Annotated in this window: 21 protein-coding genes; 6 read left to right on the top strand and 15 right to left on the bottom strand. The window is 72.7% G+C overall.

Features of this window, described 5'->3' with window-relative positions; genetic code table 11:
* Nucleotides 1–244: 244 nt before the first annotated feature.
* The 3 genes from MKK70_RS26135 to gcvA form a co-directional block, all read right to left on the bottom strand.
* Nucleotides 245–1,246 carry an AraC family transcriptional regulator gene (locus tag MKK70_RS26135; RefSeq protein WP_243950826.1) on the bottom strand — a complete coding sequence of 334 codons (1,002 nt, stop codon included), beginning with the start codon at nucleotides 1,244–1,246 and terminating at the stop codon, nucleotides 245–247.
* An 819-nt stretch (nucleotides 1,247–2,065) separates the two neighbouring features.
* On the bottom strand, nucleotides 2,066–2,395 hold the full coding sequence (locus tag MKK70_RS26140) for a hypothetical protein (protein ID WP_147729600.1): 330 nt from the start codon (nucleotides 2,393–2,395) through the stop codon (nucleotides 2,066–2,068).
* Nucleotides 2,396–2,505: 110 nt separating this feature from the next.
* Nucleotides 2,506–3,384: a transcriptional regulator GcvA gene (gene gcvA, locus MKK70_RS26145; protein ID WP_243950827.1), complete on the bottom strand. Its 879-nt coding sequence runs from the start codon at nucleotides 3,382–3,384 to the stop codon at nucleotides 2,506–2,508.
* 76 nt (nucleotides 3,385–3,460) lie between these two features.
* Here gcvA and MKK70_RS26150 point away from each other — a divergent pair, with 76 nt between their 5' ends.
* The 3 genes from MKK70_RS26150 to MKK70_RS26160 all read left to right on the top strand — a co-directional run bounded on the left by MKK70_RS26150 (nucleotide 3,461) and on the right by MKK70_RS26160 (nucleotide 6,055).
* Nucleotides 3,461–4,711 carry an MFS transporter gene (locus MKK70_RS26150; protein ID WP_243950828.1) on the top strand — a complete coding sequence of 417 codons (1,251 nt, stop codon included), beginning with the start codon at nucleotides 3,461–3,463 and terminating at the stop codon, nucleotides 4,709–4,711.
* A 22-nt stretch (nucleotides 4,712–4,733) separates the two neighbouring features.
* Nucleotides 4,734–5,558, top strand: coding sequence for an EamA family transporter (locus MKK70_RS26155; RefSeq protein WP_147844577.1), 825 nt, complete (start codon nucleotides 4,734–4,736; stop codon nucleotides 5,556–5,558).
* A 71-nt stretch (nucleotides 5,559–5,629) separates the two neighbouring features.
* Nucleotides 5,630–6,055, top strand: coding sequence for a GFA family protein (locus MKK70_RS26160; RefSeq protein ID WP_243950829.1), 426 nt, complete (start codon nucleotides 5,630–5,632; stop codon nucleotides 6,053–6,055).
* A 26-nt stretch (nucleotides 6,056–6,081) separates the two neighbouring features.
* Here MKK70_RS26160 and MKK70_RS26165 read toward each other — a convergent pair whose 3' ends face one another.
* Together MKK70_RS26165 and MKK70_RS26170 are read right to left on the bottom strand one after the other, a co-directional pair.
* The gene (locus MKK70_RS26165; protein ID WP_147844576.1) at nucleotides 6,082–6,639 is read right to left on the bottom strand and encodes a metallophosphoesterase; all 558 of its coding nucleotides are present in this window, start codon (nucleotides 6,637–6,639) and stop codon (nucleotides 6,082–6,084) included.
* 121 nt (nucleotides 6,640–6,760) lie between these two features.
* Nucleotides 6,761–7,471 (bottom strand): sigma-70 family RNA polymerase sigma factor, encoded by a 711-nt coding sequence (locus tag MKK70_RS26170; protein WP_243950830.1) that lies wholly within the window; start codon nucleotides 7,469–7,471, stop codon nucleotides 6,761–6,763.
* Between the two features lie 325 nt (nucleotides 7,472–7,796).
* On the opposite strand from MKK70_RS26170, the gene MKK70_RS26175 reads away from it, so the two are divergent.
* Nucleotides 7,797–8,117 carry a hypothetical protein gene (locus MKK70_RS26175; protein ID WP_187274904.1) on the top strand — a complete coding sequence of 107 codons (321 nt, stop codon included), beginning with the start codon at nucleotides 7,797–7,799 and terminating at the stop codon, nucleotides 8,115–8,117.
* Nucleotides 8,118–8,280: 163 nt separating this feature from the next.
* Nucleotides 8,281–9,999, top strand: a complete 1,719-nt coding sequence (locus MKK70_RS26180) for a thiamine pyrophosphate-binding protein (RefSeq protein WP_243950832.1) — start codon at nucleotides 8,281–8,283, stop codon at nucleotides 9,997–9,999.
* 26 nt (nucleotides 10,000–10,025) lie between these two features.
* Here the strand turns inward: MKK70_RS26180 and MKK70_RS26185 are convergent, their stop codons facing one another.
* The 8 genes from MKK70_RS26185 to MKK70_RS26220 all read right to left on the bottom strand — a co-directional run bounded on the left by MKK70_RS26185 (nucleotide 10,026) and on the right by MKK70_RS26220 (nucleotide 19,197).
* Nucleotides 10,026–10,955, bottom strand: coding sequence for a DMT family transporter (locus MKK70_RS26185; protein WP_243950834.1), 930 nt, complete (start codon nucleotides 10,953–10,955; stop codon nucleotides 10,026–10,028).
* A gap of 43 nt (nucleotides 10,956–10,998) precedes the next feature.
* Complete coding sequence (locus MKK70_RS26190) at nucleotides 10,999–12,252, bottom strand: arsenic transporter (protein WP_243950836.1); 1,254 nt, start codon at nucleotides 12,250–12,252, stop codon at nucleotides 10,999–11,001.
* Nucleotides 12,253–12,330: 78 nt separating this feature from the next.
* Nucleotides 12,331–13,653 carry a metallophosphoesterase family protein gene (locus tag MKK70_RS26195; RefSeq protein WP_243933564.1) on the bottom strand — a complete coding sequence of 441 codons (1,323 nt, stop codon included), beginning with the start codon at nucleotides 13,651–13,653 and terminating at the stop codon, nucleotides 12,331–12,333.
* 19 nt (nucleotides 13,654–13,672) lie between these two features.
* Nucleotides 13,673–14,947 (bottom strand): MFS transporter, encoded by a 1,275-nt coding sequence (locus tag MKK70_RS26200; protein ID WP_243950926.1) that lies wholly within the window; start codon nucleotides 14,945–14,947, stop codon nucleotides 13,673–13,675.
* A 143-nt stretch (nucleotides 14,948–15,090) separates the two neighbouring features.
* A complete protein-coding gene (locus tag MKK70_RS26205) occupies nucleotides 15,091–15,522 on the bottom strand; it encodes a hypothetical protein (protein ID WP_243933565.1) in 432 nt (143 codons plus the stop codon).
* A 29-nt stretch (nucleotides 15,523–15,551) separates the two neighbouring features.
* Complete coding sequence (locus MKK70_RS26210) at nucleotides 15,552–16,217, bottom strand: OB-fold nucleic acid binding domain-containing protein (RefSeq protein ID WP_243950838.1); 666 nt, start codon at nucleotides 16,215–16,217, stop codon at nucleotides 15,552–15,554.
* A gap of 96 nt (nucleotides 16,218–16,313) precedes the next feature.
* Nucleotides 16,314–17,705 (bottom strand): sigma-54-dependent transcriptional regulator, encoded by a 1,392-nt coding sequence (locus tag MKK70_RS26215; protein ID WP_243950840.1) that lies wholly within the window; start codon nucleotides 17,703–17,705, stop codon nucleotides 16,314–16,316.
* A gap of 7 nt (nucleotides 17,706–17,712) precedes the next feature.
* Nucleotides 17,713–19,197, bottom strand: a complete 1,485-nt coding sequence (locus tag MKK70_RS26220) for a sensor histidine kinase (RefSeq protein WP_243932683.1) — start codon at nucleotides 19,195–19,197, stop codon at nucleotides 17,713–17,715.
* Between the two features lie 278 nt (nucleotides 19,198–19,475).
* Here MKK70_RS26220 and MKK70_RS26225 point away from each other — a divergent pair, with 278 nt between their 5' ends.
* Entirely contained in the window at nucleotides 19,476–20,474 is a 999-nt protein-coding gene (locus MKK70_RS26225) for a bifunctional riboflavin kinase/FAD synthetase (protein WP_243950842.1), read from the top strand.
* A 6-nt stretch (nucleotides 20,475–20,480) separates the two neighbouring features.
* Here the strand turns inward: MKK70_RS26225 and MKK70_RS26230 are convergent, their stop codons facing one another.
* Together MKK70_RS26230 and MKK70_RS26235 are read right to left on the bottom strand one after the other, a co-directional pair.
* The gene (locus MKK70_RS26230; RefSeq protein ID WP_147843668.1) at nucleotides 20,481–21,254 is read right to left on the bottom strand and encodes an anti-sigma factor family protein; all 774 of its coding nucleotides are present in this window, start codon (nucleotides 21,252–21,254) and stop codon (nucleotides 20,481–20,483) included.
* A 48-nt stretch (nucleotides 21,255–21,302) separates the two neighbouring features.
* Nucleotides 21,303–21,944 carry a sigma-70 family RNA polymerase sigma factor gene (locus MKK70_RS26235; RefSeq protein WP_147843667.1) on the bottom strand — a complete coding sequence of 214 codons (642 nt, stop codon included), beginning with the start codon at nucleotides 21,942–21,944 and terminating at the stop codon, nucleotides 21,303–21,305.
* Nucleotides 21,945–22,029 lie beyond the last annotated feature (85 nt).

Genomic DNA, 22,029 nt, shown 5'->3' on the forward strand with positions numbered 1-22,029 from the left:
GGCGAGAATTCGTACAGGCAGGCGATGAATTCCAGGCACAACCTAGACTATAAATAGTTAAGACCGGCTTATACTCCTGTCAGAATTGACGTCGACATGACGATCCGCCGACGAGATCACGTTTATGATACTACGCATCGCAAAATTGATACTTCCCGCGACCTTCCATACCTCTGGTTGAACATTGGGTGATCCTGGGCTCCACCGCGGCATCACCGCCTCGCCCGCGATGGGATGTCGGTGGTCAGGGGCGACCGGATGCCTCGCGACGGGTCTGGGTCGGTGCACACCCGTACATGCGGCGATAGCGCTGCCCGAAATCGCTCATGTGGACGAAGCCCCACCGTCTTGCGATGTCTCCGACGGAGAGATTCATGTTCGAAGTCGCGACGAGATCTTCGTGGACGCGCATCAGGCGCTGCTGGATGATGTATTGGAACGGCGTCTGGTCGACCGACCGGCGGAAGTTGTCCTGCAACCCCCGGACGCTCAGCCCGGCGGCTGCGGCGATGTCGCTCAACGCCAGGGGCGTGGCGAGATACGTCTGAATGTAGTCCTTCGCGAGGCTCAGGCGCGACGGCCGGGCCTGCCGCCGGACGTCGGCGATCGCCTCCGCCCGCCTCGGCCAGGCCGAAAGCAGTTGATACCCCAGGATCTCCTGCATCAGCGCCAGGGTGTGATCGCCCGAAGGCTCGACCTCGAGGCATCGGCGATAGATCTGCCGCATCGCGCAGTACAAGGCTCTGATGCCGGGCGCCCCCATGTCGGCGCCCCGGGCGAAGGGCGGGAAACCGGTCGCTTCGCCGCCGGTCAGAGCCGCGTTGATGGTCGTCAACGCCTGTTTCGAGATCGAGCAGCCGAACAGGTGGAACCCGCCCGACGATTGCGCATCGCTCAGATCCTGATGATCGGCGAGGATCGCGGTCGTCGGCGCCCCCATGGCACGACCGTCCTGGAAGACGTAGTTCGTATGCCCGCCCAACGTGAAGTTGATCGTCACGATGTCGTAAGCGGATTTCGGCCTTCTGCTGTAGGGGCCGACGGACCTCACGTCCCAGAAACTGAGCAGATCGCTCTGGCTGCCGACGAGCTCGATCTTTATCTCGGACGACCGCCCGATCTCGAACTGCACCGGGACCATGTCCCGATCGTTGAAATCCCGGACGTTCGTCGCGGAGCCGATCGACTCGGCTATGCGTCCCCTGGGTCGCCAGATCCCCGACCTCGAATTCGCCTTGCCCTTCATCGTGCCCTGTTCTTGCCCTGGCCTATCTCCCGACCGCACCGACGATCATTCCGCGAAGGACGTGAGGATCGGGATCTCCGAGCCGCGATCTCTTCGGCTGCATGCAACGCCCGTCGAAAGACCTGCGGCGGCCCCCGTCGCGAGGCGCTTCGAGGACACGGATCGCGCTGATCCAAGATCCCCGACGTTTCGATCCGCGACCCTCGGCGTATCCGCGCGAGGGGATGCCGGACGTTACTGAATCGTGCCACATCTCATGAAACAATCGTAAGTTGGTTGTAGCTTCCGACTTTTCTACCGCTGCAACGATCGACTTTTATCTATGCAAAAGGAGCTATCTGTTTTGCCCGAATCCCGCGACGATGGCAGGCATCACTTTTCCGCGATCGTCGGACCCGACGAATATCGCCGACGATCGTCCGAATAGTTTCGTGATGCGGCACTCAGAATAGCAGTATATTCTGAGATAGAATTTCAATTTATCAAATATAGATAGTACAGAAAAAGTATTTCAAGGCGATTGTCACTGCTGAGATTGTCCGTGACGCGCACTTCCGCAGGTCGGGGGACGTCATCGGCGAGACGCGATGTTCCGTCGGCGCGCTGCTGCTGAATGGGGGCGCTCGTTCGCCACGCGATGGTCCCGGCCGGGGCTTGAGGGCCGGCGGCGCCGCGCGCTGCGGCGATCGTGCCGGCTGTGCCGGGTCGCGATACGCCGGCGGGAAGCCGCTTCGTCGGCGGCGTCGGCCGTGATCGGGACCGCACGCAACGTGGCCGTCCGCATCCTCGCCGACGCCGATCCGGAGGCGCCGCGGCCGGTCAGGCGCCGGAGGTCGCCGCGCCGCCGTCCCGCATCGCCTCGGCGACGCTCTCGAAGGCGGCCACCACCGCCTGCGCATTCGCCTGGCGGATGGCGTCGAGGTCGGGGCCGCCGGCGCCGGGGATCTCGATGTCCGACATCTCGGCGCTGAGGCTGCGCCCGAGCGCGCGCACCCGGTCCGGCGGCAGGCCGCTCTGCTCGAACACCAGCACCGCGACCGTCTGGACGAGCACCCGCAGGGCGGAGGCTTCCGCGAGCCGCTCGACTGCTTCCTGATTGATCGCCATCGCCACCCCGCCGCCCGGCTCCGCCCCCGGAGGCCGGCTCATCGTCGTCGCCCCGCCATGCCCGAGGCCGCGTCCGGATGGCAACCGCTAATGCGCGTCGTCGGTATCCAGCGTCAGTCCGGTTGCATGCGGCGGGCTCCCGTCGGCGAGGCTCAGGCGGCCTTCGGAAGCCAGTCGCAGAAGGCGCGCACGGCCGGGTCCTCGGCGCGGGCCTCCGGGACGTAGGCGTGGTAGCTGCGCGCCGGCAGCGCCGGGCCGTCGAACGGCAGCGTCAGCCGGCCGGCCGCCACGTCGTCGGCGATCAACCGCTCCGGGCCCATCGCCACGCCCAGCCCGTCGAGGGCGGCTTGCAGCGTGAGGTAGAAGTGCTCCAGCGTCACCGAGCGCGCCGGGCCGAGGTTCGGCACGCCGGCGGCCTGCAGCCAGTGCGGCCACACCTCGGGCAGCGTCGCCGCGTGCAGCAGCGTGTGGCGCTCCAGGTCCGCCGGCGTGCGGAGCGGCAGGCGCTGCAGCAGCGCCGGGCTGCAGACGGGGATGCGCCGCTCGGTCAGGAAACGCTGCCGGACATAGCCGGGGCACGTGTCCGGCCCGCCGCGGATCGCGACGTCGAACGGCTCGACGATGTGGGCGAGCGGCACGTTCGAGGTGGTCAGTCGGACCTCGATCGCCGGGTGGCCGCGCTGGAAGGCCGAGAGGCGCGGGATTAGCCAGCGCAGCGTGAAGGTCGCGAGCGCGTTCACGTGCAGCACGCGCGCCTGCCCCCGCTCCATCTGCCGCGCGGTCGCGAGCGCGACGCGGTCGAGGGCGGCCCCGATCTCGGCGAGGTAGCCCCGCCCGGCTTCCGTCAGGACGACGCGACGGTTGTGGCGCTCGAACAGCGGCGTCCCGAGCCAGGCCTCGAGCGCCTGGACGTGCCGGCTCACGGCACCGTGCGTCACGCCGAGTTCCGCCGCGGCCAGCGTGAAGCTCTGGTGCCGGCCGGCGGCCTCGAACGCCTTGAGCGCGTTGAGCGGCGGCAGTCGACGATGCATGCGCGTCAGCTTTCCTCACACGCACGTCAACATAAGGCGTTTGTCAGCCAGCGGCGAGGACGGCATCCTGCCGGCTATGAACACGGCCAGCAACACGGACAGCCGCTCCGCGCGCCCACCGAACCTCGCCGCCCCATCCGAGCCGGCTCAGGTCGCGGAGGCGGGGCGCTCGCTCGCGGTGGTCGGCCTGAACCACGCGCTCCACGACGGCTACACCGACCTGATCTACGTGCTGCTACCGGTGTGGCAGGCGGAGTTCGGCCTCGGCTACGTCGCGCTGGCCGTGCTGCGCTCGCTCTACGTCGGCGCGCTGGCCGGGCTGCAGATGCCGGCCACCGCCGTCGCCCGCCGGCTCGGCCTGCGCACCGTGCTCGTGCTCGGGACGCTGCTCGGCGCGGCCGGCTACGCTCTCGCCGGCGCGTCGGGCGGCCTCGTCACCCTGTGCCTCGCCCTCGCCCTCTCGGGGGCCGGCAGCAGCACGCAGCATCCGCTCGCCTCGGCGGTGATCGCCCGGGCGTATGGAAAGGCCGCGCGCGGGCCGCTCGGCACCTACAACTTCACCGGCGACCTCGGGAAGGCGGCGCTGCCGCCCCTCGTCGGCTTCCTCCTCCTCCGCACCGAATGGCGCGCCGTGCTGTGGATCGTCGCCGGCCTCGGTGCCGCGGTCGCGATCGCCGTCGCCGTCCTGCTGCCGCGTGAGCCGGCGTCGCGCGAAGCCGAGCCGGGCGAGCCGCAGGCGACCCCGGCCGGCGGGGCGCGGGAGGGCCGGGCCGGGTTCGGGCTGCTGGTGGCGATCGGCATGCTCGACAACGCGGCGCGGCCGGCCTTCCTCATCTACCTACCGTTCCTGCTCCAGGCGAAGGGGGCGGCGCTCGCGACCGTCGGGATCGCGTTCGCCCTCGTCGCGGTCGGCGGCGCGCTGGGCAAGGCGGCGTTCGGCCGTCTCGGCGCCCGCTTCGGCGTGACGCCGAGCGTGATCGTCACCGAGGCCGGGACGGCGGCGGCGATCCTCGCCGTCGTCGCCCTGCCGCTCGCGCCTGCCATCGCCGTGCTGCCGCTGCTCGGCCTGCTGCTGAACGGCACCTCCTCCGTCCTCTACGGCACGGTGCCGGAGCTGGCGCCGGGCGGGCGCGTCGAGCGCGCCTTCGCCGTGTTCTACACCTGCACCCTCGGCGGCAGCGCGCTGGCGACGCCCCTGCTCTACGGGCCGCTCGGCGATGCGGTCGGGCCCGGCTGGGCGGCGATGGCGGCCGCGGCGACGGCGTTCGCCGTGATCCCGCTGATGCTCGCGCTGTCGCCCCGGCTAGCGCCGGCGCGGCGGTCGTGACGCCCATGCCCGGCGACCGCGCATGACCCCGCTCGTCCTCGCCTGCGTCGTCGGCGCCGCGATCCTCCATGCCGGCTGGAACGCGGTGCTGCGCGGCGGCAGCGACCGGCTGTGGTCGATGACCCTGATGATGATCGCCGTCGCCGCCGTCTCGGCGGTCGCGGTCGCGCTCCTGCCGTGGCCGGACGCGGCGAGCTGGCCCTACGTGATCGCCTCCGCGCTGATCCACACCGCCTACAACCTCTCCCTGGTGCGGACCTATCGCTCGGGCGACCTCGGGCAGACCTACCCGATCTCGCGCGGCTCCTCGCCCGTCCTCGTCGCCCTCGGCGCCGCGGTGTTCGCGCACGAGACGCCCGGCGCGGTCGCCGTCCTCGGCATCGTCCTGGTCTCGGGCGGCATCCTATCCCTCGCCTTCCAGGGGCGGATGCGGGCGGACTTCGTCCCGGCCGCGCTCACCACCGGATCGCTGATCGGGGCCTACACCGTCGTCGACGGCATCGGGGTGCGGCTGTCGGGGAACAGCCTGTCCTACGCGGCGAGCATGTTCCTGCTGTGGAGCCTGACCATGCCGCCCCTCTACTGGGCGATGCGCGGGACGCCGCCGGCCTATACCGGCGCGCAGACCGCGATGGCGCTCGCCGGCGGCCTGGTCTCGCTGCTCGCCTACGGCATCGTGATCTGGGCGATGCAGTCCGACGCGATGGGGGCGGTCTCGGCCTTACGCGAGACCAGCGTGGTCTACGCCGCCCTCATCGGACGGCTCTTTCTCGGCGAGGAACTGAGCCCGCGCCGGATCGCGTCCTGCCTCGCCGTCGCCCTCGGCGCGGCGTGCCTGGCGTGGTGATCCGGCCGGGGCGGACCACCGAGGCCGCGGCGCGGCCGCGCGCGTGATCGGAAGTGGACGACGGAGGCGACATGGCGAACGACACGACGACCCTGACGGGCCGGTGCCATTGCGGCGCGGTCCGGTTCTCGGCGACGCTCGGCGACGGCTTCCGGTCGATCCGCCGCTGCACCTGCTCCTATTGCCGGATGCGCGGCGCCGTCGTCGCGATGGCGGCGATGGGCGGGGTCGAGATCCTGGAGGGCGAGGCGGCGCTGACGCGCTACCGCTTCCACACCGGCACGGCGCAGCACTTCTTCTGCGCGCGCTGCGGGGTCTACACCCACCACCAGCGCCGGTCCGACCGGACCCTGTACGCGGTCAACGTCGCCTGCCTCGACGGGGTCAGCCCGTTCGATTTCGCGGAGGTTCCGGTGATGGACGGGATCAACCACACCAGCGACACCGGCCAGCCGACCCGGCGCGCGGGCACGCTGCGCTTCGTCCCAACCGATTGACGCCGGCGGGCCGGCGCAGGCGCGTCTCAGCGCAGGCCGCGGATCGCCATCTCCTCGGGCGCCTGTTCGGCGGCGTCCTGGCGGGCGAGCACCTCGGCGAGGTCGACCGGTCGGTAATCCTGCGCGTCGACGCCGACGTCGCAGGATCGGCTGGTGTCGGGCAGGCAGGCGTGGGTGTGGCCGTAGAGGTGCCGGGTTTCGCGCCAGAAGCCCGGCCACGAGCGATGCGGGTAGTGCGACAGGAACAGGCGCTGCGGGCGGCCGGCGGCATCCATCACGCTGATGCGGGCGCTGTCCACCGGCGGCTCGGCCCAGGGCAGGTCGAGCACGCGGTTGGTGTCGTGGTTGCCGCGCACCAGCCGCTTCACGCCGTTCAGCCGCCGGAAGATCGCGGCGCAATGCGCGCGGCTCGCCTCGGCGGCGAAGTCGCCGAGGTGCCAGACCTCGTCGTCGGCGCCGACGCGCGCGTTCCAGCGTGCGACCAGCGCCTCGTCGTGGTCCTCGACCGACCCGAAGGCGCTGCGCCGGCGCCGGACGAGGTCGGCATCGCCGAAATGCGTGTCGGCCGTGAAGTAGGTCGCCATGGATCCTGGGTCGCTCGAGCCCGGCTGGACGGTCGCCGAGACCCGAAGTGGCGCCGCGTGCGGCCGCCGCCACCCGACGCGGCATTGGACCGCTCTCCGGGCGGCCGGGCGCCGCCGCGCGTCAGGGCGCGTGACGCGGCGGCGGCTCCCGCTCGAGCCCGAGCAGGCCGGCGAGCTGGCCCCGCGCCCGGCTGACCCGGCTCTTCACCGTGCCGACCTGGCATTGCAGCCGGACCGCCGCCTCCTCGTAGGTCAGGCCCTCGGCCCCGACGAGGAGCAGCGCCTCCCGCTGCGTCGCCGGCAGCGTCTCCATCACCGCGTAGAGCCGCTTCAGGGTGACGACGTCCTCCTGATCGGGCACGGCGGTGAGCTTGCCGGCCTGGACCCCGTCCGCATCCTCGACCTCGCGCTTGCGCTTGCGGATCTCGGTGTAGAACTGGTTGCGCATGATCGTGAACAGCCACGCGACCAGGTTCGAGCCCGGCTGGAACCGGTGCTGGTTCATCCACGCCTTCATCAGCGTTTCCTGGACCAAATCGTCGGTCCGGCTCATGTCGCCGACGAGCGAGAACGCGAAGGTGCGCAAAGCCGGAAGCACCGCCATCAGGTCGTCGCGGAACGCCGTGGTCGGCGTCTCGCCGCGGCTCGCCAGCACCGCCTCGAAGCGGCGCACCAGCACGAGGAGCGGTTCCGGCAAGGCATCGCAGGTCGGCAGGGCAAAGTAGGCGCGCAGCTCGCCGCCGAGATGGTTGCGGACCGCGGCCGCGACGTCGACCTCGTTCAGCTCGGTCTCGAAGGTTTCGTCCCGACCGTTGAAGATGGCGTGCGTCATGCCGATGGAGCGTCCCAAGGTTCTTACGGTCAAGCTCTTTTGAGCCAGTCTAAGGTAATTGCATATTAAATTCTGAGCCGGTGATGAACGGGGCGCGATCGCGAGCGACTTCACAAATCGTTGCCTCGGCAAGCAACGCCCCATCCTTCGGAATCACCGTGCCGCGCATCACGGGCTCAGGCAATCGCGCCCGGATGCTGAGCTTCGCGGATCACGGGACCGTGCGACCCGAATGCGCTGCCTGAAGGTCGGAACCGATACCATCGCGTCCGATTTCCTCACGGGCAACCTTCTCGCACGGGGAAGGTTGAGGTATCTATTCGTCATGCCTCGCTTGGTTTCCTATCGCATTCACGACCGGGACGACGGCCTGTTCGACGCCGTCGCCACGCTCGCACCCGACAAGACGTATCGGCGCGAGGGCTTCGCCTCGCTGGCCGAGGTCGAGGACTGGATCGACGGGTTGCGGATCCTGATGGCCGCGATCGGCGCACCGCTCGTGCGGGCGCAGCACGCCACCGGTCTCGACGAGGCCGCCGCCCTTCGTCCGGACGGCGACGCACCCGAGGCGGATTCGCGCTCGGCCCGCGCCCGCCTGCTTCGCTTCCGCGATGCGGTGTCCGGCGCCGACGACGCGACCGACTGACAGGGCCGCCCCGCGCGGCAGGGCCTCGAACGGAGGCCGAGCATGTTCGCGACGGCCTCGTCTCCCGCCGCCGCGCGCAGGCTGCGGCCTTGCCTTCGACGCCCGGCGAACCAGACTTCCCCGCGCGAGGGCGACCGCTCCGGTCCGCACGAGGAAACCGCCGATGGCCCGAACCCGAACCGGCGCGCGCGTGCTCGTCGACCAGCTCCTGGCGCAGGGCGTCGGGCGCCTGACCTGCGTCCCCGGCGAGAGCTACCTCGCCGTGCTCGACGCGCTCTACGACACGGACGTCGACGTGCTGGTCTGCCGGCAGGAGGGCGGCGCCGCGATGATGGCCGAGGCGGCGGGCAAGCTCACCGGCCGGCCGGGCATCTGCTTCGTCACCCGCGGCCCCGGCGCCACCAACGCCGCGTCCGGCCTGCACGTGGCGCAGCAGGACTCGACGCCGATGATCCTGTTCGTCGGCCAGGTCGCCCGCGCGATGCGGGACCGCGACGCGTTCCAGGAGATCGACTACCGCGCGATGTTCGGCACCGTGGCCAAGTGGGTGGTCGAGATCGACGACGCCGCGCGCATCCCTGAGCTCGTGGCCCGCGCCTTCCGGACGGCGATGCAGGGGCGCCCCGGCCCGGTGGTGGTGGCGCTGCCGGAGGACATGCTCGACGACGCGGTCGCGGTCGCCGATGCGGGGCCCGTCGAGCCGGCGGGGCCCGCACCCCGCCCGGAGGACGTGTCCGACCTGCGCCGGAGGCTCGACGGCGCGCAAAGCCCGATCGTCCTCGTCGGCGGCTCGCGCTGGAACGAGGCCGCGCGCGACGACCTCGTCGCCGTCGCCGAGGCCGAGGACCTGCCGGTGGCGACCTCGTTCCGGCGCGCCCACCTCTTTCCGGCCGACCATCCGCACTACGCCGGCGAGCTCGGCATCGGCCCGAACCCGGCCCTCGTCGCCCGCATCCGCGCGGCCGACCTGCTGGTGATGATCGGCGGCCGGCTCTCGGAGATGCCGGCGCAGTCCTATCGCCTGCTCGGCATCCCCGATCCCGGCCTGCCGCTGGTCCACGCCCACCCGGACGCGAACGAGCTCGGCCGGGTCTACCAGCCGGCCGTGGCGATCCAGGCCGCGCCCGGCCCGCTGCTCGCGGCGCTCCGGGCATCGCCGCCGGCCGTCGCGGCGCGGCGCGGACGCGCGGTCGCGGCGCATGCGAGCTACCGCGACTGGTCGGAGCGACCGGCGGCGACGCCCGGCGCCTTCCAGTACGGCGAGGCGGTGACCTTCCTGCGCGGGCGGCTGCCGGCCGACGCGATCCTCTGCAACGGGGCGGGCAACTTCGCCACCTGGATCCACCGCTACTACCGGTTCCGGGATTTCCGCACCCAGCTCGCGCCGACCTCGGGCTCGATGGGCTACGGCGTGCCCGCCGCAATCATGGCCAAGCGCACGCACCCCGAGCGCATCGTGGTCGCGCTCGCGGGCGACGGCGACCTGCTGATGACCGGCCAGGAATTCGCGACCGCCGTGCAATACGCGATCCCGGTCGTCGTCGTGGTGCTCGACAACGGCATGTACGGCACCATCCGCATGCATCAGGAGCGCGAATATCCCGGCCGCGTCTCCGGCACGCGGCTGCGCAACCCGGATTTCGCGGCGCTGGCCCGCGCCTATGGCGGCCACGGCGAGCGCGTGGAGCGGACGGAGGACTTCGCGCCGGCCTTCGAGCGGGCGCTCGCCTCCGGGCTGCCGGCGATGCTGCACTGCCTCGTCGACCCGCAGGCGCTGACGCCGACCCAGACGCTCGACGCGATCCGCGCCGGCGCGCTCGCGCAAGGCAAGCGCAAAGGCACGGGTCCCGACACGGGCAGCGAGGGCCCGGACGACGTTTGACGCGCCCTCCGCCGGGGGCCGCATCGTCAGAAGATCGAGATCAGCAGGATGCCGGCCACCATCAGCGCGGCGCCGCCGAGCCGCGCCGGGCCGGCCTTGACCTGCTTCATGCCGACCCAGCCGAAATGGTCGAGCGCCACCGAGGTCAGCAGGTTGGCGGTGATCAAGAGGCCGTTGAAGGCGCCGGCGCCGACCGTGTCGACGAACAGCAGGCCGCCGAACACCGCCACCGCGCCGGTGATGCCGGCGAGCGGCATCCACCAGCGCACGCCCTTCACGTCCTCGCGGGTCGGGAGCGGCGTCGGCCGCACGAGGAACACCAGCGCGAACACGAAGACGACGGGCAGGAACGAGACGGTCGCCGCGAGCCAGGGGTTCACCAGGGCGTCGCGCAGCTGGGAGTTCCACACCACGCCCACCGCCTGCAGGATGCCCGCGACGACGATGAACGGGTAGAGCAGCTTCGGGTTGAGGCCGTGGCCCTCGTCCTTCTCCCCGCCCGTGTCGGCGGTGGTGCGGGCGATGAAGAAGACGCCGACGGCCATCAGCAGGCCGCCGAGCCACGGCATCGGCTTGAAGCCGCCGCCCTGCAGCCCGAACAGGCCGAACGCATCCATCGCCAGCGAGGCCAGGATGTTGGCCGTCAGCGTCAGGCCGTTGAACGGCCCGGCGCCGACCTTGTCGATGAAGGCGAGGCCGCCGAACACCGCGACCGCGCCCGCGACGCCGCCGAGCGGGGCGTACCAGGGCATCTTGCCCAGCGTCTCCAGGGTCGGGAGCGGCACCGGCATGATGAAGAACAACGTCGCGAACACGAACACGATCGGGGCGAACGACACCGTCGCCGCCAGCCACGGGTTCACCAGCCGCCCCCGCAGCTGGGCGTTCATGGAGTTGCCGAGCGCCTGCAGGGCGCCGGCGACGAGGATGAAGGGATAGAGCAAGGCGGCGTTCACGGGGGGATCTCCGATCCGAAGGGCTGAGGGCTTGGCCGAGGCGTCAGACGAGGAGCAGGCCGGCGAGCGCCAGCGCCAGCGCCGGCGGCATCACCAGCAGGCCGAGCTTGAGGAAGCGCCAGAAGCCGACATCCTCGCCCTCGCGCCGGATCGCGGTGAGCCAGAGGATCGTGGCGAGCGAGCCGGTGACCGAGAGGTTCGGCCCCAGATCGACGCCGATCAGGATCGCGGCGGCGATGGTCTTGGAGACGGCCGCGGCATGGACCGCGGCGCCGGCGAGGAGGCCCGCCGGCAGGTTGTTGACGAGGTTGGAGCCGACGGCGACGACGACGCCCGAGCCCCAGGCGGTGCCGGCCGGGTCGGCCTGGGCGTAGGCCTGGAGCTGGTCGGCGATCATCTTGAGCACGCCGGACTTCTCCAGCGCCTCGACCAGGACGAACAGGCCGGCGACCAGCGGCAGCACGCTCCACGACACGTCCTTCACCACCGCGACGAGGCCGCTGCGCTTGATCGCGAGGACGACGAGGGTGGTGGCCAGCCCCGCGATGAAGGTCGGCAGGCCGAGCTCGATCCCGGCCGCCGACGACCCGATCAGCGCAGCCGCGGTGGCGACGATGCCGGCGCCCGCGACCTTGCCGCCGAGCCCGAGCGACGCGGCCTCGACGTCGGTCGCGATCGCCTGGCGCTTCAGCGTGCCGTTCTGCGTGACGCGCAGGACGAGGTAGGTGGCGACGATGGCCAGCACCGAGGGCAGGCCGAAGGTCGCGAGCCATTCCCCCAGCGGCGGCATGTGGTCGGCGAACACGACGAGGTTGGCCGGGTTCGAGATCGGCAGCACGAAGCTCGCCGCGTTGGCGATGAAGGCGCAGATGAACAGGTAGGGCAGCGGGTTCTCGACCTTCGCCGCCTTGGTCGCGGCGTAGACGGCCGGCGTCAGCACCACGGCGCAGGCGTCGTTCGAGAGGAACACCGTCACCACCGTGCCGACGACGTAGACCAGCAGGAACAGCCGCGTGGCCGAGCCCTTGGCCATCCGCACCGCGATCGTCGCGAGCCAGTCGAACAGGCCCTCCTTCCGCGCGATCTCGGCAAGCAGCATCATGCCGATCAGGAACAGGTAGACGTCGGTCCCCTTGGCGACGCCGTCGAGCGCGTCGTGCCACGGCAGCAGCCCGAGGACGACGAGGAGGACGGCCCCGAGCGCCGCCCAGATCGCCTCCGGCCATCCGAACGGCCGCAGGATCACGCCGAGCGTCGCGGCGCCCGCGATCCCCCAGGTCGCGAGGTTGGGTGTCATGGCCAGTCCAGCGATCACGTCTTGCATCCCCCGGCGCCCCGCGGGGCGCGTGTCGTCCTGAAATCCTGGGTCAGGCGCTCACCACTTGCGCCCGGCCCGGTTGGGCCCGAGCTGGTCGCCGCGCACGCCCTTCTGGAGCCAGCGGCCGACATTCGGCACGTCGCTGCCGGGCTTGCCCGGGATCGCGGGCACGAAGCCGGGCTCGTCGAAGGCGACGACCGGCTCGATCACGTCGGTGTCGACGAAGTCGGGCCCGTGGCCGGACCAGTCCTCGTGCACCGCCTCGACCTGGATGCTGCGCGCGTCCCGCGGCCAGGCCAGCCACGCCGCGTAGGTGCGCCCGCCCGCGTGCGCCATGCGGACCCATGGCCCTGTCCCGACGCGGGCATGCACGTAGCGCGGCGGCGCGTCGGAGAGCACCACGGCGCGGACCGCGATCCGCCCGCGCGCGTCGGCGACCATGCCGGAGGTCTCGGGCGTCGCCGGCCGCGCGGCGACGCGCCGGTCGGCCGGGCTGGTGATCAGCACGAACGGCCACGGGCGGTCGAGCGCCTTGAAGCGCCAGCTCGTGACCGGGCCGTCGATCGCCGCGACCGCGTAGCCGACCGAGCCGTCCTCGTTCTGCCCGACCGAGCGCGCCGCGGCGTAGAGGGTGCGCCCGTCATGGGCGAGCTCGTTGTAGTGGGTGTGGCCCATCTCCACGAGGCGCACGCCCGTGGCCCGGAACAGGCCGGCGACGTCGAGGCGGTCGTCGGGCTCGCGCAGGTCGTCGGGGTAGGCGTGCATGAACACCGCGACGGGAACGCCGTCCTCGGCCGCCTTGGTCAGCGCCGCGCTCAGCCACTGCGTCTGGTCGGGCCCCAGGCGGAAATCGAGGCCGATGCCCTTCCGGCCGTAGCCCGGGCTGACGATGTCGACGAACAGGCAGCGGACGCCCTGAAAATCCTCGCACGCGCAGAAATGCGGGATCTCGGCCGGCGGCCAGGTCTCCTCGGGCGACCCCACCGGCGGCTGGTCCAGCGTCCACACCGTCGGAGCCGGCAGGCCCCGCGACGCGACCAGTCCGGCGTGGAACGCCTGGAAGTCGGCCATCGCCCCCTGCTGCCGGTCGTGGTCGCCGGGAATCAGGCGCACCGGCAGGTGCGGATGCCGGGCGAGGGCGTCGGCGAGGATCGCGTACTCGCAGGCCCAGCCGTTCTCGGCGAGGTCGCCGGGCAGGTAGACGAAGTCGAGCAGGTGCTGCGGCGCGATCGCCGCGATCTGGTCGAGGATCGCGCGGAAGTCGGCGGCGTTGCGCGCGCCGGGCTTCGTCAGGTGCAGGTCGCCGACGTGCAGGAACACCAGCGGTTCGCCGGTCAGCGTCCCGCGCTCGGCGGCGGTCGGCATGGAGGCGTCGGACATTGCGGGTGGGTCCGTCCGATCAAGCGGTCGCGGGCATCGCGGCCGGCAGGCCGCCGTCCGGGCGGCCTCCGATCGCGGTCGCGTCGCGGATCTCGGGCATCAGCGCGAGGTAGAGGACGAAGCCGAGCCCGGCGGTCGCCGCGAGCGCCAGGAACGCGGCCGAGTAGCCCGCCGAGACGATGATCAACCCGGCGAAGGTGGCGCTGAACGCGGCACCGAGCCCCTGCGCCGTCGCCACCGCCCCCTGCGCGGCGTTGAAGCGGCCGCCGCCGCGGGTGAGGTCGGCCACCACCACCGGGAACAGCGCGCCGTAGACGCCGGCACCGACGCCGTCGAGCAGCTGGACGCCGACGAGCCAGAACGGGTTGTCCGACAGCGTGTAGAGCACGCCGCGCAGGGCCAGAACGCCGAAGGCCGCGAGGAAGATCGGCTTGCGCCCGATCGCGTCGGCCTTGGCACCGACGAACATCGCCACCGGCACCATCACGCATTGCGCGGCGACGATGCAGACCGCGATCAGCGAGGTCGCGTGGTCCTTGCCCGACAGGTGCGTCAGCAGCTGCCCGACCGAGGTCAGCATGGCCGCGTTCGAGAGGTGGAACAGCGCGCACAGGCCGGCGAACAGCACCAGCGGCTTGTTCTTCAGCAGGGTGGCGAAGCCCGACGGCGCGTCCTCCTCGGCGACGTCCTGTTCCTTGGTCATGCCGCGGGCGAGGTCGTCGTCGATGGCTCGCGCCGGCACCAAGAGCATCGCGCCGATGGAGCAGACGGCGAGCGCCCCCATCAGCCAGAACACCACGACGGGCCCGAAGAAGTAGGCGAGCCCGCCGGCGAGCGCGGCGGAGACGGCGTTGCCGGCGTGGTTGAAGCCCTCGTTGCGGCCGATCCGCCGCGAGAACATTTTGGGGCCGACGATCCCGAGGGTGATGGCGGCGAGCGCCGGCGGGAAGATCGCCCCGGCGACGCCGGCGACCGATTGCGTCGCGGCGACGAGGTAGAAGTTGCCGATGAACGGCAGCGCGAGGCAGCTCGCCGTCACCGCCAGGGCGGCGGCGATCACCACGGCGCGCTTGGCGTTGGTGCCGTCGATCAGCATCCCGGCCGGCGTCTGCGCGATCAGCCCGGCGATGCCCGCGATCGTCATGATCAGGCCCGTCGTTGCCTCGTTCCAGCCCTGGTCGGGCCCGCGCACGGCGATCAGGTAGATCGCGAGATAGGGCCCGAGGCCGTCGCGCACGTCGGCGAGGAAGAAGTTGAGGGCGTCGAGCCCGCGCAGGGTCTTCGCCGACGGCATCGAACCGGCCGTGCCGTCCCTCGCCCCCGCCTGTGTCGTGCTCACGTCGTCGCCCTCGCTGGTCGGGTGGCCGGGCGGATCGCCTCCGCTCGGCCGGGTGCTCAAGTCGTTGATCGCGCCTGTGTTCCGCCGCCCGGCTGCGATCAGGCCGCCTCGGCCGTCGCCGGCTTCGGCTTGCGGACGGTGCCGTCGTGGTCGACGTGCAGCCGGACGGCCTGCCCGTCCTTCTCGGCCGGCACGTCGAAGTGCTTCGGCCGCCGCTCCGGCTCGCCGGTCACGCGGTAGCCGGCGGCCTCCGCGGCGGCGATCGCCGCGGCCGGATCCGCATCCGAACCCGCAGCCTTCGCCGGCCACGTCACCGCGTGCACCGTGCCGTCGGCGGCGGTGAGGCGCGCGACCTTGATCTCCGACGGCTTGCGCTCGCCCTCCACCGTCACGGCATCGCCGACGCGGAGCGCGATGCCCTCGGCCCCCTTCGGCCCGAGGTCGGCGAGGTGTCGCCCGTCGGCGCCTTCGATGGCGAAGCGGTGCCCGAAGATGGCCCAGACGGTTCCGGTGGCGTTCGTCGTCGTCATGATCGTCTCTCTGAGGGGTGGTGGGTCGGTCAGCGCGGCGGCGCGGCGTCCGGCGGCGGCGGAGGGGCGTCCGGCGGCGGGGGCCGCCCCGGATCGATCTCGGTCATCGCGCCGGTGGCGGCGGCGATGGTGTGCGCCTCGATCACGGTGCCCAGCGCCCAGCGGGCGAGAACCCCGCGGACGGTCAGGACGCGCCCGGCCCGGAGCTCGGCGTTCCAGCGTTCGGCCTCGCGCGGCGGCATCCGCACCTGCGTGCCGTCCGCGAGCAGCACCCCGTTGATCTCGCCGCGCTTGCCGTGCAGCGGCATGGCCACGCGCCCGGTCACCGTCGTCTCGCTGCGGTCGCGCCCGGGCGGCCCGAGGTCGATCACCGTCGCCCCGGTCGCGTCGTTGCGGATCATCGTCCCGTCGACCAGCGGCAGCGCGCGGGCCTTCAGTCCGTGGATGGTGACGGCATCCCCGGGGCGCACCGCGAAGGCCAGCTGCACGCTGAGATGGGGCGGCGCCTTCACCTCGGTGCCGTCGGTGAGGATCAGGCCGTCGATGTCGCCGCGTGGCGTCAGCGTGTACTGCCGCACCGTTCCGCGTGTCTCGGGCAGGCCGGCGGGATCGAACGCCGTCTGCGCCGCGGCGCTCGCTGCCGAGAGGGCGAGCGCCGCGATGGCCGGGAGGAGAGCCGTCTTCCGATGCCGCACGACGCCTCCCTGTCCCGATCGGATCACGGGAAGGCCATGGCACCGTCCGTGCCATCGACAAAACGCTTACGGATCAGATGGTTGCCTCAGCAACGGTCAAGCTTGATCGTCCGGATTCGCGACAGCGACCGTCGTGAGATCGGACAGGCGCGCGCCGTCGGCCGGCGCGCCGAGGCCGTAGCGCTCGATCTTGGCGTAGAGCAGCTGGCGCTGGATGCCGAGGCGCCGGGCGGCCGCGGTGCGGTTGCCGCCGGACGCCTCCAGGGCCGCTGCGATCATCGCCGCCTCGAGCCGCGCCACGGCGCCGGGCAGGTCGCCGGCGAGCCAGTCGACCGGCTCGGCCCTGCGGGCGGCGGCGGGCAGGTCGAGGTCGGGCGCGTCGATCGCGTCGCCCCGCACCAGCACGCCGGCGCGCTCGATCACGTTGCGCAGCTCGCGGACGTTGCCCGGCCAGGCATGCCCGAGCAGCCGCGCGGCGGCCGCCGCTGTCAGCCGCTTCCCCCCGAGCCCGGCGCCGGCCAGGAAATGCTCGGCGAGCGGCAGGATGTCGGCGAGGCGCTCGCGCAGGGGCGGCAGCGCGATCGGGACGACGTTGAGGCGGTAGTACAGGTCCTCGCGGAACGTGCCGGCGGCGACCATCCCCGGCAGGTCGCGGTGGGTCGCGGCGACCACCCGCACCGCGACGGCGACCGGGCGCCCGCCGACCGGCGCCACGACCTTGTCCTGGATCACCCGCAGGATCTTGGCCTGCATCTCGCGCGGCATGTCGCCGATCTCGTCGAGGAACAGGGTTCCCCCGTTCGCCTCGCGGAACGCGCCGGTTCGGTCCGTCACCGCGCCGCTGAACGCCCCGCGGACATGGCCGAACAGCTCGCTCTCGAGGAGGTCGCGGGGGATCGCGGCGCAGTTGACCGGGACGAAGGCGCCGGAGCGGCGCTTCGCGTAGGTGTGGAGCGCGCGCGCCACCAGCTCCTTGCCGGTGCCGGTCTCGCCCTGGATCAGGATCGTCGCATCGCTGTCGGCGGCGAGCCCGATGGTCTTCTGCACCCGCCGCATCCCGGCGCTCGACCCGACGAGGCCGTCGCCGGCGCCCGGCTCGCCGGCCGCGGCCGAGGGGATCGCCGGCCGGTCGAGCATCGCGGACAGCACCGCCGCGAGGTCGGCGCGGCCGACGGGCTTCGTCAGGTGGTCGTGCGCGCCCAGCCGCATCGCCTCGATGGTGTTGCCGGCATTGGCGTAGGCCGTCAGCACGGTCACCGGCGGCGGGCTGTCCTGCGCGCGGATGCGGGCGAGCACCGCCATGCCGTCGAGATCGCCCGGCATGCGCAGATCGAGCAGGATCGCGGCGACCCCCGGCTCGGCCGCCAGCCGCGACAGGGCCTCGCGGCCCGAGGCCGCCACCAGGGGCCGGTGGCCGAGATCGGCGATGGTCTCGGCCAGGCTCTCGGCCAGGGCCGCGTCGTCGTCGACGATGAGGATCAGAGCCATATCGCCATCAGAGCCAGGGCAGGTCGATCTCGAAGGTGGCGCCCACGGTCGATTCGACGAGCCGCACCTCGCCGTCATGCGCGCGGGCGATCTCGCGCACGATCGCGAGGCCGAGGCCGGTGCCGTCGGGACGCCCGGTGGCGAAGGGCTCGAACGGCTCGGCCCGGATCGCGTCGGGGACGCCCGGCCCGGTATCGGAGACGGTGAGGAGCAGGCGCGCGCCGCGAGCGTCGCCGATGCGCGCGGCGGCGAGCCGGACGAGGCCGCCCTCGGGCACGTGCTGGAGCGCATTGAGCACGAGGTTGTCCAGCGCCCGGGCGATCTGGCCGGCATCGATCGAGACCCGGGCGCCGGCCGGCAGCCCGTCGGTCTCGACCGCGAGCCGCACGCTCTGCTCGCGGGCCAGATCCTCGTGCAGGCGGGCGCTGGCCTCGAGCAGGGCGGCGACGTCGGCGGGCGCACGCACGGGCGGCCGCGCCTGCGTCAGGCCGAGGAGGTCCGAGAGCAGCCCGTCGATGCGGGCGACCTGCTCCAGCACGGTCTCGATCGCGCCGCGGGCGCGGGCCGGATCGCCGCTCGCCAGGGCGTTCTCGGCCTTGAGGCGCATCGCCGAGAGCGGGTTGCGGATCTCGTGGGCGACGCTCGCCGAGAGCCGCCCGACCGCGGCGAGCTTCTCGGCCGCCACCGCCCGTCCCTGCGCCTCGCGCAGGCGCGCGCTCGCCGCGTTCAGCGCGTCGACGAGGCGGTCGAGCTCCGGCTCGCCGGTCGGCGCGAGGTCGGGCAGGTCGCCGCGCTCGGAGCGCGGCGCGGCGAGCTGCGCCTTGAGCCGGGCGATGTGGCCGGAGAAGCCGTAGAGGAAGCGCCCGAGGAACAGCGCCGAGCCGAGCACGGTCGCCGCGAGGAAGGCGAAGCCGGCAAGCAGCTGGCGGTAGGCCGGGCCGTGATCGGTCTGGATCCGCGCCATGGTCCAGGCCGTCGCGCCGACGATCGGGCCGCGCAGGGGGCAGGCCTGGAGCAGCAAGGCCTGCGTCCGGCTCGGGCGGCGGAGCGCCACGGGCCGCTCGGTGCGCAGCGCGTCGGCGTTGATCTGCGCGATGCTGTCGCGCTCGGCCGCCGGCAGGTCGGTCTTCGGCCCGGTGCCCTCGTAGGTCGGGAAGGCGTAGGCGACCGAGCCTTCGGACGCGGTCCAGATCCCGCCCTCGACGCCGGGCGAACGGGCGAGCGCCACGCTCACCGCATCGGCGAGGTCGGCGCGCAGGGCGGCGTCGACCGCGCGCGTGGACGGCATCGCGCCGGCGACGAAGGCGGTGCGGTCGACGATCTCGCGGCAGGCGCGGGCGACCGCGACCTCGGCCTGGCCGACCTGCACGTCGGCCGACTGGCTGTAGAACGCAAACAGCAGGTAGCCGGTGGCCGCGGCGGAGGCGAGCAGCAGCAGCCAGAGCGCGAGCAGCCGCGCCCGCAGCGAGCGCGGCATCACCGGCCGCGCCATCGCCGGGCTCGGTCGAAACCTGGGTCGAAGCGGATCTCGCGCACCGGGCGTCTCGGCCCCTTCATCGGCAAGGCGCCACCGCCTCGGATGCTGCCGGTGGTCGCATGTTCCGGCCGGGCGACCAAGCGGGCTGGGCGGATGTCGGGTCGGGCGGGCTCGACGGTCCTGCGGAGGCCCCCCTCGCTTGACCGCCCCGGCGGTTTTCGACAGGGTCCGCGGCGCTGCAATCCGCGGTTCCGGCGAGGGCCGCCGCACTGGACGATCCGCAAAAGCTCCCGATGGCGTCAGGCGACGAGACGGCTCCCGAGGCGGCTCCCGGGCCCTTCACGATCTGCCGCGAGGACGAGCCGGTGCCGGCAGCGCTTCGCGGCGCCGTCGCCGGGATCGGCAATTTCGACGGGGTCCATCGCGGGCATCGCGCGCTGGTCGCGGCGGTGCGCGCCGCCGCCGACGAGACCGGGGTCCCGGCGGCGATCCTCACCTTCGAGCCGCATCCGCGGGCCTACTTCGCCCCCGACAAGCCGATGTTCCGCCTCACCGGCGTCGCCGCCCGCGAGATCGTCTTCCGGCGGCTCGGGCTCGACGGGGTGATCGTGCGCCGGTTCGACGCGGGCCTCGCCGGCACCGGGGCGCGCGACTTCGTCGATCGGCTGCTGCGCGACGACCTCGGCCTGTCGGGCGTCGTCGTCGGGCACGACTTCCATTTCGGGCGCGGGCGCGAGGGCACGCCGGCGATGCTGGCGGCCCTGTGCGCCGAGGTCGGCCTGTCGTGCCGCATCGTCGCGCCGGTGGCGCTCGGTACCGAGGCCGACCCGGTCTCGTCGAGCGCGATCCGGCGGGCGCTCGCCGAGGGCGAGGTGGCCCGCGCCAACGCGCTGCTCGGCTACCGCTGGTTCGTGATCGCCGCCGTGCGGCACGGCGACAAGCGCGGGCGCACGCTGGGCTATCCGACCGCCAACCTCGCGCTCTCGGACTGCGCCCTCGCCCACGGCATCTACGCGGTGCGCGTGCGCCTGCCCGACGGCACGATGCGGGACGGGGTGGCGAGCTACGGCCGCCGCCCGACCTTCGACGACGGCGCGCCGCTGCTCGAGGTCAACCTGTTCGGGTTCGCGGGCGACCTCTACGGGCAGGAGATCGCGGTCGAGCTCGTCGGCTTCATCCGCGGCGAGGAGCGCTTCTCGAGCGCCGAGGCGCTGATCGCCCGCATGGACATCGATTCGGCCGAGGCGCGGGCGATGCTCGCCGCCGACCGGACGCCGTCGATGCTGGACTGAACGGCGTCAGGGCGCCGAAGCGAGCGCGAGCGCGGCGTGGCGCAGGTCCTTCGCGTCGTGGCCGCCGCTGACAGCGTAGGCCGAGTCGCCGGTGGTCCAGGCCAGCGTCGCGCCGTCGCCGGCATCGGCCACCTCGGTGGCGAGCCCGGCCGCGTGCACGAGCCCGGTCGCGCGTCGCCGGGTTGCGAACAGGGAAACCTCGCCGAGCTCGCCGGCCGCGAACGCCACCTCGATCCCGGTGCCGCTGCGGGCGGGAAACACCTGCACGTCGCGCACCGTCCAGCCCTCGGGGACCGCGGGCAGCGCGATACCGGTCGCCGCCGAGAGCCGCGCCCGGTCGTAGGCCGGCACGCCCTGCGCGCCGATGCGGACGCGGAGCTGCGCCACCTGCCGGGCCTGCTGCGCGTCGGCCACGAGCGCCGGGTCAACCGGCGAGGCGAAGGTGTCGGGCACCCCGAACTGGCCGACCTCGCTGTGCGCGAGCCAGCCCGCGCCGACGAGCACGGCGATCGCCGCCGCCCGCTTGAAGCGCGACGCGACGCGGTTCCAGCGCAGCGACCGGTCGAGGCGGCGGGCGGCGATGCGCAGGCGGTCCGGCCCGGGGCCGGGCGACGGCGCGAAGGATTCGCGCAGAGCGTCGCGGTCGTGCATCTCGGCCATCACGCGGGCCGCCACGTCGGGGTTGCCCGCCAGGTACGCCTCCACGTCGAGGCGGCGCATCACGTCGAGCTGCCCGTCGACGAAGGCGATGAGGTCGGTGTCTGCAATCGGGTCGGTCATCGCGGGTTCGTCCTGTCGTCTCGTTCGCCGTCGTCTCGCTCCGCGCCGTCAGAAGTCGCCGACGGCGCGGCGGGCAAAGGGCGCATCGCCCGGCCCCTCGGTGCGGCCGTCCCGGGTCACGAGGCGCAGGCCCGGCCGCTCGGGCGCGCGCGGTCGAGGCTCGTCGGCGCCCTTCCGCGCGGCGTTCTCCCGCGCGGCGCCCTCGCCCTCCTCGAAGGCGCGCAACGCCGCCCGGCCGCGGCCGAGGCGCGACATCAGCGTGCCGATCGGGATGCCGAGCACCGCCGCGGCGTCGGCGTAGGCCATGCCTTCGAGGGTGACGAGATGGAGGGCGGCGCGCTGCTCCTCGGGGAGCGTCAGGAAGGCGCGGCGGATCTGGGCGAGGCGCACCTGCCCCTCCTGGGCCGGCAGCGCCACCTCCTCGTGCATCTGCACCAGCACGTCGGCATGGCGCGTCTCGACGCGCTTGCGGCGCTGGTCGTCGATGAAGACGTTGTGCAGCACCGTCATCATCCAGGTGCGCAGGTTGGTGTTGGGCCGGAGGCTGCCTTCCGCCTCCAGCGCCCGCACGAGCGTGTCGTGCACGAGGTCGTCCGCCCGCAGGGTGTCGCGGGTGAGCGAGCGCGCATAGCGCCGCAACGGCACCAGGAGGTCGACGATGTCGGGGCGCTTGGTCTTGTCGGCGATCATGGAACGCTAACGGAGCGGCGCGCGGATTTAATCCGTCCGCGCGCCGGCGTGCCCGAAGGGTCGGGTGCGCCGGCGCACGCGGCCC

Origin of the sequence: Methylobacterium sp. E-041, from assembly GCF_022829665.1 — a bacterium.
Taxonomy (GTDB): Bacteria; Pseudomonadota; Alphaproteobacteria; order Rhizobiales; family Beijerinckiaceae; genus Methylobacterium.